Raw genomic sequence first — 11,459 nt, 5'->3', positions numbered from 1 at the left:
TGAACGCAACCAAAAAGCGGCCCCGTCAGCCACCTAAGTGACCGCCGGAACCGCCGCCGTCAACCGCCCTAATTAAAGGTTGCGGTTAACGCTTATTTTCCTGCCTTCATTTGAATTTCAGCATCCGAAGGTTGTTGCAGATTTTTCTTCTTCAAGAAGACCATGGAACCCCAGAGTAATCCGAGACCAAGAATCATGAAGAGCCCTAAGACTCCGATCGATGACCAGAAGATTCCGTCGCCCCAGCCACCAGTTAAGGATTGCCGGAACGCTTGAATCGAGTAAGTCAATGGGAGGTACGGGTGAATAACGTTGAAGAAGTGGTTGGTAATTTCCATTGGGAAGGTCCCACCAGAACCACCAAGTTGGAGCATCAACAGCACCATCGCGAGGAACCGGCCCGGATTATCCATCAGCATCGACAAGAACATGACGATGAACATCGAGGCCAACGCAATCATAATCGCGGTCAAGAAGTAACCGGCCATGTTGATTGGTTCGAGGCCGACAATCAGTAAGGCGATACATTCAATAATCGCCATCCCGATTGCGACCGGCGCCCCAACCGCAACCTTACTCCAGAACCACTGGGTCGCAGTCCCGTCGTCGTCCGCAATCCGCCGAATTGGGTAGGCGAAGTTAAAGACGACCGCCCCAACGTAGAGCGCTAATGAAAGGACGTACGGTGCTAACGCGTGCCCGTAATTTGGCACGTAACTGTAATTCGAGTGCGTCAACTTAGACGGTGTCGCAAACATCTTGGCGTTGGACGACTTGAGTGGTGTGGCCTTAATGGTATCCGCCCCACTTTGAAGGGATTTCGAAAGGGTCTTGTTCCCGTTCTTGATCTTCTTCGTCCCGTCTAAGAGTTTGCCGGAGTTGTTGTCGAGTTGATCGGCCCCTTCGGCGAGTTGTTGGACACCAGAAACTAAGGTTGGCACTTTGCCGTTCAAGGTGTTCAAACCATCCGTGACTTGACTAGAACCACTAAAGAGTTGTTGCACGCCACTGACTAATACGGGAACTTGGCCGTTTAAGGTCGTTAACCCGTCCGTCACTTGACCGGAACCATCGGCTAGTCTGGAAACGCCACTAGCTAGTTGGCCCGTCTTACCGTTTAATTGGCCTAACCCGTTCGTGACTTGACCAGAACCATTTCGTAATTGGGTCACGCCAGTCGCAAGCTGACCCGTCTTACCATTCAAGGTCGCTAAACCGTTCGTCACTTTTCCTGAACCGTCGGCTAATTGGTCAACCCCACTAATAAGTTGCTTAGTCTTAACGTTCAAGGTAGTTAAACCGTCCGTCACTTGGGTTGAACCAGCTTGTAACTGACTAACACCGCTTGCTAAGCTCCCGGCACCATCATTAACCTGTTTCAAGCCACCATTTAATTGAACTGCGCCTGAATGCAAGTCGGTAATCCCTTGTTGTAAGTCTGGCATGCCAGCGTTTACTTGGGTCACACCGCTAGTTACTTGTTGGGAACCAGCCGCTAAGAGGTCGACCGCAGAAATCAGCTGCGGAACGCTACCCTTAAAGGTTGCCGTACCAGCTTGTAACTGATCCGCGCCACTCGTTAGCTTGTCAGCGTTCTGACCAACTAATGATTGCGTTCCATCGGCTAACTGGCTAATAACCCCCGTCAGTACTGGTACTTTGGCTTTTAAGCCGTCTTCAGTTCCGTTGACGCCTTGATCTAAGCTAGCCACACCAGCAGTAAGCTGCGTTGACCGCCCGTTGAGGTCTTGAACGCCAGTATTAAGCGCTGTCGAGCCGCTCGATAAACCATCAATGGCTGAAACCAGCGTTGGCACCTGCTTATTCAAGCCGGTTAAGCCAGCCGACAAATTAGTCGTCGCATCCTGCAATTCAGTTAAGTTGTCGGTTAGCTCCTGCGAACCAGCCGCCAAATCCTTCAAGCCAGCCGTCATCGTGTTAACTTGTTGTAACACGGTGCTCGTGGTGGTCTTTAACTGGGTAATATCTTTTGCCAAGGTTGTCGTCATATCATTAGAAGTACTTGCATTCGTTTTAGCAAGCGTTTGAAGTTTCGACAGGTTGGCCTTTAACGCCGCAGTGGCCTGCGTTCGACTATCGTCGGCCGTTGTCGTCACCTGAACGCTATCTAAACTTGCTTTAAGCGCCTTAACTTGATCATCCGTTAAGTTTTGTGACGTCTTTAAGCCATCGATTTTGGCATTAATTTGTTGATGTAAAGCCGTTTCGTCCGGTTGAGCCTGACTACTACTCAAAGTGGCCGCATTCTTCTGAATGTCCGTAACTAACGCGTTAATTTGATCCGCGTTATCACTAGTCTGGGCACTCGCACTTAACTGCTTCTCCATCGTCGCCATGTCGGTTGCCAACGTCGTTAAGCTCGTCTCAATGGCTTTAACTTGTTGCTTCGTTTCGTTGCTGGAACTTGCTTGGTAGATTTTTTCTAATTGGTCGGTTAATTCCTGACTACCATCCGCCAATTGACCAACGGACGTGTTAATCCCCGCTGAGCCCTGTGCAAGCTTTTCAGTGCTTGCTGGCAACGACTGGGTCTTACTTTGCAAAGCACTAGCGCCTTGGCTTAGCTCGTTCGTATGCTCACTAACTTGCTGAACACCGCCCGTGTAGTCGTTAACGCCTTTTTTCAATTGCGTCGTACCTTCTGATAATTTATTAACACCATCAGTCAATGCCGGAGTACGCGCATTCAGCTGATTAATTCCATCAGCCACCTGATAAACGCCGCCAGTGTATTTCACTAACCCGGTTGATAATTGTTGAGAACCAGTTGCTAACTGATCGGCCTGCGTTGGCAAGGCTGCCGTTTGCTGCTTAAAACTAGCTAAGCCGTCGGAAACCTGCTTTGCGCCACTCGCCAACCTCGGCATGTTCGTGATCATTGGTTGCACCTTAGTATTTAAGGTATCGATGCCACCAACTAACTGGGTTGAGCCAGCAAACAATTTACCAGCCGCGCTGGTTAGCGTTGGCACTTGGTCATTTAATTGGCCTAACCCAGCCGTTACTTGACTAGACCCATTAGCGAGCTTGTTAACGCCACTTGCTAATGTAGGCGTTTGTTGTTGAACCGTTTGTAAGCCGGCCGTGACTTGCTGCGATCCACCGAACAGTTGTTGAACGGCGCTGACCAAAACTGGGACCTGCCCGTCCAACGTCACTAATCCGTTTGTGACTTGACCAGAACCGTTAAAAAGTTGTTGAACCGCACTCGCTAAAACCGGAACTTGGCCGTTCAACGTGTTCAAGCCAGTGGTAACCTGACCGGAACCATTTTGTAACTGACTCACACCGCTAGCAAGTTGTCCAGTTTTACCATTTAATTGGCCTAACCCGGCCGTCACTTGCCCGGAACCGTCAGTTAATTGGGCGACTCCTGAAGCTAACGGGCCGACACTCGTATTGAGCTCGATGACCCCGTTATTCAAAGTGTGCACGCCGGTAGTATAGGTCTTTAAGCCGCTCTGTAACGTCACGCTCCCGTTTTTCAACTGGGTTGCGCCATCCGCGGCTTTTTGGAACCCTTCTCCCGCCGTTTTAACTTGCTTAAACATCGCCAACGCGTACGCCTTAGTAACCTGCGAACGCACCTGCGAGTTCAATTCAGTCGCACCGGTATCACTAATTACTTTACCAATATAGTTAAGGGAAGCATTGGTCGAATAGTGTAATTTCATCTTTTGCGGATGTTTACTTGTGACCGTCGTGGCGTGCTTGGAGAAATTACTTGGAATCGTTACGACCATGTAATATTTCCGATTATCCATGCCATGCTTGGCCTGCTTTTCAGACACAATGTTCCAATCTAACTGCTTATTTTTCTTAATGTTCGTAACCATCTACTCGCCCACGGCAAACCGCTTGCCTTGATAGTTAACTGGCTTATCATTGTTAACTACCGCGACGGGCAAATTCTTCGTATCCCCGTACGGGTCCCAAACAGACGTCAAGAAGAAGACGCTGTATAAGAATGGGATCAGTACCATTACAGCTACTGAAATCCATAGAATTTTACTATGACGAATGGATTTCCATTCGTCGCGTATCATTTTCACTGCCCTGAAACCTTCCTTCACCAAAAATTAAACCGTATGCTGCTCTAGCGAGAAAATCGTCGCTAGCGTCGCTTGAATGGTCGCCTGGGTACTTGCAGACTGACCGTCGCGACCGCTATTGTTCAGCCATTGGACAATGCTCATCACCGCACCACTGACTAAGTAGGCGGTTAAATCTGGATGTTGCGACTCTCGAATCGTCACGAAAACGTGGTCACTTGACTCCGTTTGGGCCAACGTCACAAAACAATCGTTGATGACTTGTTGGCAACGAATATTGTCACCCTCCGCATTCGTCACGAGCAGGTGCCGTAAAATCTGGGTATGCGCCCCAATGAACTGAGCGATAATTGCTGATCCGGTCGCATCCGTACGTTCCGCTGCCAATAACTCTTCAAGCGCATGCATAACCATTTGCCCTAACAAATCAAACTTGTCAGTGTAGTAGCGATAAAAGCTACTGCGATGGATAAACGCGCGGGTACAAATCTGTTCAACGGTAATTTGAGAAATTGACCGTTGTCCCAATAACTGGTACATCGCCCGCTGTAAATCTAACGCCGTACGAATTGAAATCATAATCACCCCTTTACTTTAATTCTTATATTCGAATGGAAGAATATAGCGCCCGTAAAAAGCGCTGCCTCCCCGGACAGCGTCTTTGGTGGCGCATTGTGCTCAGTGTAAGTACGGTTTTAGTTCTAAGTCCGCCTTCAACGTGTGGATTAAATGTTCAACTTTAGTCAGGGGTTCGTCGAAAGTCACGTGGTAAAAATTACGTGTACCTTGGCGATCAACCGCAACAAAGTGGTGATCCTTTAACGTTTTCAGTTGGTGGGATACGGCTGGCTGCGAGATGCGCATTAATTTCGTTAACTCGCCGACGGTCAAACCGTGCGCATGCTTAGTCAACTCAATCATGATCTGTTGCCGGCGCTCGTCCGCTAAGACTTCAAAAATCGGAATCGTTTCGCGGAATTCTTGAAGCGCTTCTTCACTACTAACCATGTTAACGGCCTCCCTATATTCTTTCATTCTAATATTTGAATGAATCTATCATAAAACATTTTTAAATCGTTTACAAGCCACCTTGGGAAAAAGTTGGTTCGTAACCGCAGGCCCCCCAAGGCGCGTCAAAATTTTAATTTTTTTGCGGTGTCAAAAAAAGAGTGTGCCAAAAGTCGGTTAGCTGGTGAGCATTAACGGCGTAAGGCGAATAATTCTGGGCTTGGATTGTTTGACTTACGGGGTTAAGCGAAGCCAGCTGACTTTTGGCGCACGTTTCAGCTATTAATATGAGGAGACACCAAAAAGGCTGTGACTTATGCCACAGCCTCCTTTAGGGTAATTAAACAGCAATCAAACGATTGATCGACCCAAACGGATGGGAGCCGTCTGGTGATATGGAAAATCACAGGCACTTGGGAAGGAACCCAATGATTCACGATTGCAAACGCTACTTGTCGATTTGCATGAGAGAAACCTCTTCGACAGCGGTTAAGTAACGCTCATGGCCTTAGTATACCCCCAATTGAATCCTTGCGAGCGATGCTTTTTAAACATTGTCGCGGAATCCGACATTTTTCAGCATCTGTCCTGAAAGCGCCTTAATCGAACGCTTTTTTCAGCAACTTAGTCCCGTACTTATAAAGTTCGCGTTCAACTTGCTTAGTCGTTGAGTTCTGCTGATTCCGGTTCGAACTGGTATTAGCACTACTCGTCACCCGGTCGGCACCGGCGACTTGGAGCTGCGCGTCAGCGTGTCCCCGGCCAGTCGCGTAATCAAACTGCACGCCCGGTTCAACGTTCCAAATGTAGACGTTAAAGTTGACGGTCCCATCCGTTGAAACGGCTTGTGACCAGTAACCACGGGGCATCAATTCGTTACCACGAAAGACGGTCGTGACTTGGTAGATCACCTTTTTCCCCTGGGCTAGGGCGTTGCGAACTTGTTCTTCGTAAATTTGCATCGTCTGTTGGTTGGAGTACGCCGTCTGGGTCGCCAAGTTTTTCGGGTTATCCAGGCTACCAGCCTCCCCGGACCGGTACTGACCACTACTCGTTAAGTTGAATGAAATTGTATAGGCAATCAGGTGACCCCGATTTTGCGGGTAGACCCGCTTACCGTTAACCTTAATGGGCTGGTTGTGCCAGCCGGTCGGTTGCCAGTTCTGGGCCGTACGCCCCGCCGACTTGCCAAGGTTGGCCCGACTTAGGTAGGCCGTATCAGTCGTCGTTCGGTTTAAACGGTCCAACTGGCCGTAATCAATTTTCGAATTTTTCCACTGACTCGCTGCCAGGGTACTCTTACCACTATTCACTTTAATGGCCGCCGGTTGCCCCGACTGGTAAGTCAGCTGGGCCAGTTGCTGATAGGTTTGCTGGTGGTTGCCGGTTAAAGTCGTCCCGCTGGCCGTCGCTACCTGACTGCTCGTCGTTTGACTGTCGGTCATTTGACTGCTCGTCGCCTGCGAACTGCTCGTTGCGCGACTCGGGGCACTTGCCTGGCAACCGCCAAGCACGAGTCCCACCGTAATCCCCAACGTTAACCCGACGCGTCGAATCCATTTCATCATTTTCAATTTCTCCCCATCTCTTTAGCTTACCTACCTATCATACCGTATTTCCGAGAGGGGAACAAATGTTTTCAAGCTACTTTAATTATGGGCGTGCTTCAAACCGGCTCGCTGTATTCGGTGCGTGCGTTTCCGGGGCGCACGGAAGCCCCAGACGTTAATTGCCAGGCCAAGCAATAATAGCAAGAACGCCACTGCCACAATCTGGTGCAAGCCACCATGGAGAATCGTTCGCATCGCCGGCAACAACTTGATTGGCAACTGTTTGGCACTGGTTGCGTCACTGAGTTCGTTCAGCATATTCATGGTGATTTGGCCCCCAGAGTGCCGGACCCCCGTGAGTAACGCGTGGTTCAAGACGATACTGTAAACCGAAGCTAGGAAAGTTTGCCCGAGCATCCGCACCAACAGGCTAAACGAGGTCGCGATTGGGACGTCGCGGCGGTCGGCTTGTTGCTGCACACTCACTTGCAAGACCGTGAAGCAAATTCCGATTCCGCACCCCTGAAAGGCACTCGCAATCAGCAAGACACCGTAGCTGGTGTGCGGACCGGCAACGACGAGTAGCCCCGCAGCAATCAGCATGCCAACAAAGCCGATCATCACGACCGCCCGCGTGGACCAGCGCCGTTCTAAATTACCGCTCCACTGGGCGCCCAAAAAGTTGGTCACCGAACCGGGAATCTGGGTGACGCCCCCAATGACCGCGGTCGTGCCCAGTAAGCCCTGCGCCCACATTGGCACGTAGACGTTGAAACCGACAAAGAAGCCGTAAATGAGAAAGAACATGCCAAAGGCCGCCAGTAGGTAGCGGTTTTTAAATAGTCGTAACGGAATAATTGGGTCGGCGGCGCGCCGTTCGACTAGCCCCAAACCAGCTAACAACCCAACGGCTAGTAAAAAGATCGCGCCAACCGCAAGCCCGGAAAGTTGACCAATCATTTCAATGCCGACCAGCAAGCTGACTAAGCCGCTACTCAACAAGATGGCGCCGAGATAGTCAACGCGACTAGCGGTCGGCTTAACTTTCGGCGCCCGGTAGAGCCACTGAATTACAATGATCGACGCTAATCCGATGGGGACGTTGATGTAAAACACCCAGTGCCAACCGAAGTGATCGACGATGAAACCACCGACGAGCGGGCCGATAATGGCGGCAGTACTAAAACTAGCCGTCACGTAGCCGAAAACCTTGCCCCGTTTGACCGGGTCCTGATAAATCTCGGCGTAAATAATGTACGGAATGGCGGTCATGCCACCACTCCCAATTCCCATCACCGTTCGCGCGGCAATTAGGAAGACCATGCTGGGCGCTAACCCTTCAAGGAGCGCCCCAATCACAAAAATGAAGGTTGAAATTTGGTAAGCCCGCTTATTACCAATCCGCTCGCCAAGTTTACTCCATAGCGGGGTGGTCACCGCGCCCCCAAGTAAGAAGACGGCCACGATCCAGCCCATCAGTTGTAAGCCGTGCAAGTCACTGATAATGGCCGGTAAGGCGGTGCTAATAATCGTACTATCTAATCCGTTCATGGCGTTTGATAATAGTAAGGCAATCGTCACGATTAGGATGACTTTCTTCGACACAATCATTCCCCCAGCTTATTCTAAGATAATTCGTCCATTACTTACGGTACACTAAAGCACGGGGATCTGCCAAGGTTTTTTCTGAAAAAGAGCCCAAAAACGCCGGCGACGAATCACCCTGTAAGTGACCGTCACCGGCGTTAAACTGCCGTTTAAGCAAATTGTAAATTTTAAACTGGTTTTCAAACGCGGGCTAAGCGGATTGCGACTGGGCGCGGTTCCAGTCCCCTTTATCCAAAACGTACTTCATGACGTGTACGACCTGGCCGTTGTCCAACGTTTTGGTGTGCAACTCGCCAGCTTCGCGCATTCCCATTTTAGCCATCACCCGACCCGAGTTCGGGTTCAAGTGGGCGTAGTGGGCTTCCAAGTGCGTTAAGCCTAACGTATTGAAGGCGTACCCCATCAAGGCGCGACCAGCCTCGGCAACGTAGCCGTGCCCCCACGCGGACTGCAACAGTGCGTAAGTTAAAATGCCGGTCGTCTCCGTAACGTGGAATTCGTAAAAGCCAACGAATTGGTGGTCAGCCTTCGTTTCAAGCGCAAAGACCGTCGTGGCATCCGCCAAAAAATGGTCGGTAAACGCCTGCTCAAAATCGGCCTCCGTCTTTAATAACCGGTAACGTAAGTAAGCCACAACCTGTGGATCAAAGACCAACGTGCGTAACGCGTCGTGGTCGGCCGGACTGACGGGCCGCAATACCAAGCGTTCCGTTTCAAATTTTGCCAAATTCTCATCCCCTTTGCTAGTTAACTTAACGATTATAACTGAATTTATTAACGAGCGATAACGATTTGTCCCGGGGACGGCGGATGGCTGCTGGTCGTTGCGCCTGGATGTGCGTCACTAAAGCCTGAGCTGAACAACTCCAAGACTGATTAGTTAGCACCAAATAATAAAAAAAAGGGGTCTATGATATTTGGTGTTGATCTGCTAAGAAGGTTGCCAATTGAATTTTCAATCAGTTCGTTGTGATTAGCGAAATAGCAAGCAAGATTACGTTAAATTTAGTACCCGTTCTACGGAATCAGTTTCATTAATTAAGACTTACTAGCGTGACCCGTGAGACTCAATCTAAAAACCAGTCTAGCCAGTAGCGGGGGTAACCATGGCTCAACTGCGAAATTATTCTTGGCCGGAAGTGGATTTCTTCCAGCTTAGAATAAGGCTCGAATTTGAGATTGCTCAGTGGTTTTTCTGAGTCAGCTCAAATCGATGCCCGCAGTGTTTTCGCCACCCGGTGACACCCGCTGCTGGCGGCAATCTCAACACCAATTGAGACAACGCCTATCAATGTACCCCAAAACAATTTGATTGCAAACAAAAAGACCAGTGCCGCAACACTAGTCATGATCGGTCTGCAAGTTCAACTTGCGAATATGCGCCTCGTCATGGACCCAGCCCATCCCGAGAGGTTTGCAGTGCCTACTAAATGAATGTCCACCCAACTGAGCAACTTTTCATTTACCGCTAGCCACGATAAATGTCCTGAAAAAGTCGACCGATCTTGCTCCCAACTATGAACCATTTAGTAAAGCTTATGTAAAACAACGTATTTTAACGTATCTGCGATTAGTATAACGAGCTGGCGTTGCAAGCAGATAACACGAAGATTACAAACCTGTTACAATCTGGCTTTTAAGCCCTTTTTTGGATAGTTTCAGCGTTTAATAAATCACCCAAACCGTTAGTTAGTGACGTTGATGATTCGAACACCGCCTACTTATCCGAACAAAATCGTCAAAAAGCCGTTGCTTGTCTGTTTTCTAAAAGCTACTGAGGTTCCCGCTGACGTAAACGTGCTTGAATTGCTTGCCGGCGCTGACCCGTTAAGAAGAAGAGCGTTAGCCCGCCAAATAAAAGCGCCGTGACCAGGACCGTTTGCCATTCAAAGGCGTTGGGGGCCGTCATCGTCTGCGTTCCCGACGCCATCATACTTAAAATATCTAAAACCGCGTGAATACTAATTGGCAATAACAAACTGCCGCTATATAGGTAAGCGACGGCTAAAAACCAACCGAGCGCCGCGGCAAACAGCATTTGTTCAGCGGTCGCGGACCAGGCCTGCCCCGCTAGCACGTTGGTCACGTGCCACAAACCAAACAGGCTCCCACTGATCCAAACGGCGAGGTCGATGCGCCAACGGGATTGCTTGAACGCGGTTAGAAGCAAACTTAACACCGCGAAGCGGTAAAGCCATTCCTCGGCAATGCCTGGTTCTAAGCCACTGAGCATCATCTTCCAGGTCGCCGCCCGCAAGTGAAAGTGCCACTGGGTGAAAGTCGTCGCCCACGAGGCCCCGTTACTAAAAGCATTCCAGAGGCTAAAAAGGACCCCAACCGCAACCATCAAGCTAAGCAGTCCGGGCGTTGCCGCCCGGTTGAGTCGCCATGACGGCCAGCGAAAGTTCCAGGCCTGCATCAGGATACCAACGGTCACCACGAAGCCAACCGCCCCCAAAATGCCGGCATCACTGACCATCGAGAAAACGGCCGGAACGGGGAGCGGGACGATTAAAAAGGTGCTATGGGCCCCGACCACCCCACTAAAAACGGCCGAAATCAGGAGCGCAATTCGCCCCACGACGGACTGAACGTTGCGCAGCACCACGTAGGCGACCGGCACAAACATGATGATCATGTAAGCTAAGGCCATCGCAATCAGGCCCTGCTGATCCAGCTGCGTGTGCTGACTCACCCACATTACCATGTTCGCCAGTAATAGCGGTAACAGCATCATTTGCCAAATCGTTTGCCAATAATCATTGAAACGCCGTAACCGCCGCCAACGCACTTGCGGTTCCTGCACTGCGGGCCACCATGCAAATAAGCCGGTTACTAGCAGCACCATCCCGCCCGCCGGAAAGTATAACCCGTTTTCAACGGTAAAAAGCTGGAGTGCCGCAAAGCCCCATAAAACCAGCAGTTGTCCGAGGTACCATCTTCGAAAAAGTCGATCAATTTCTGGCGCCATTCAAAAAATCCCCCAATCTAGTCTGCTTTTATCATACCAGACTTGGGGGATTGATTGGGATGAATAGGTTTGGCTCCGTATTAATTGGCACCGACATTGTCGCCAGCAGCGGGTGTAACCGGTGGGCTGGAACACTGCGGGCATCGATTTGAGCTCACGGGGAAGCCCACCCCGCAATCTCAAATTCGAGCCTTATTCTAAGTCGGAAGCACCCCACTTCCGACCAAGAATAATTTCGCAGTTGAGCCA

6 protein-coding genes and 1 pseudogene are annotated in these 11,459 nt (G+C 50.1%); all 7 read right to left on the bottom strand.

Annotation, left to right across the window (positions count from 1 at the left end; all coding sequences use genetic code 11):
• Positions 1–92: 92 nt before the first annotated feature.
• Positions 93–4,067 (bottom strand): annotated as a pseudogene (locus FFM79_RS09130) (YhgE/Pip family protein).
• Between the two features lie 33 nt (positions 4,068–4,100).
• A complete protein-coding gene (locus FFM79_RS09125) occupies positions 4,101–4,652 on the bottom strand; it encodes a TetR/AcrR family transcriptional regulator (RefSeq protein ID WP_225424420.1) in 552 nt (183 codons plus the stop codon).
• A 99-nt stretch (positions 4,653–4,751) separates the two neighbouring features.
• Positions 4,752–5,081 (bottom strand): ArsR/SmtB family transcription factor, encoded by a 330-nt coding sequence (locus tag FFM79_RS09120; RefSeq protein WP_137643170.1) that lies wholly within the window; start codon positions 5,079–5,081, stop codon positions 4,752–4,754.
• 599 nt (positions 5,082–5,680) lie between these two features.
• Positions 5,681–6,649 (bottom strand): DNA/RNA non-specific endonuclease, encoded by a 969-nt coding sequence (locus tag FFM79_RS09115; protein WP_137643169.1) that lies wholly within the window; start codon positions 6,647–6,649, stop codon positions 5,681–5,683.
• An 81-nt stretch (positions 6,650–6,730) separates the two neighbouring features.
• Entirely contained in the window at positions 6,731–8,236 is a 1,506-nt protein-coding gene (locus FFM79_RS09110) for an MFS transporter (protein ID WP_137643168.1), read from the bottom strand.
• A gap of 193 nt (positions 8,237–8,429) precedes the next feature.
• Positions 8,430–8,966, bottom strand: a complete 537-nt coding sequence (locus FFM79_RS09105; protein WP_137643167.1) for a GNAT family N-acetyltransferase — start codon at positions 8,964–8,966, stop codon at positions 8,430–8,432.
• 1,044 nt (positions 8,967–10,010) lie between these two features.
• A complete protein-coding gene (locus tag FFM79_RS09100) occupies positions 10,011–11,210 on the bottom strand; it encodes a CPBP family intramembrane glutamic endopeptidase (protein ID WP_137643166.1) in 1,200 nt (399 codons plus the stop codon).
• Positions 11,211–11,459 lie beyond the last annotated feature (249 nt).

Source organism: Lactiplantibacillus modestisalitolerans, assembly GCF_005405425.1.
Taxonomy (GTDB): domain Bacteria; phylum Bacillota; class Bacilli; order Lactobacillales; family Lactobacillaceae; genus Lactiplantibacillus; species Lactiplantibacillus modestisalitolerans.
This window is presented reverse-complemented; position numbering and strand designations above follow the sequence as displayed.

What these genes read in the sequence shown, in the direction of transcription:
- FFM79_RS09120 (WP_137643170.1), bottom strand. Translation starts at nt 5,081, where the DNA reads ATGGTTAGTAGTGAAGAAGCGCTTCAAGAATTCCGCGAAACGATTCCG.
- FFM79_RS09115 (WP_137643169.1), bottom strand. Translation starts at nt 6,649, where the DNA reads ATGATGAAATGGATTCGACGCGTCGGGTTAACGTTGGGGATTACGGTG.
- FFM79_RS09100 (WP_137643166.1), bottom strand. Translation starts at nt 11,210, where the DNA reads ATGGCGCCAGAAATTGATCGACTTTTTCGAAGATGGTACCTCGGACAA.
- FFM79_RS09125 (WP_225424420.1), bottom strand. Translation starts at nt 4,652, where the DNA reads ATGATTTCAATTCGTACGGCGTTAGATTTACAGCGGGCGATGTACCAG.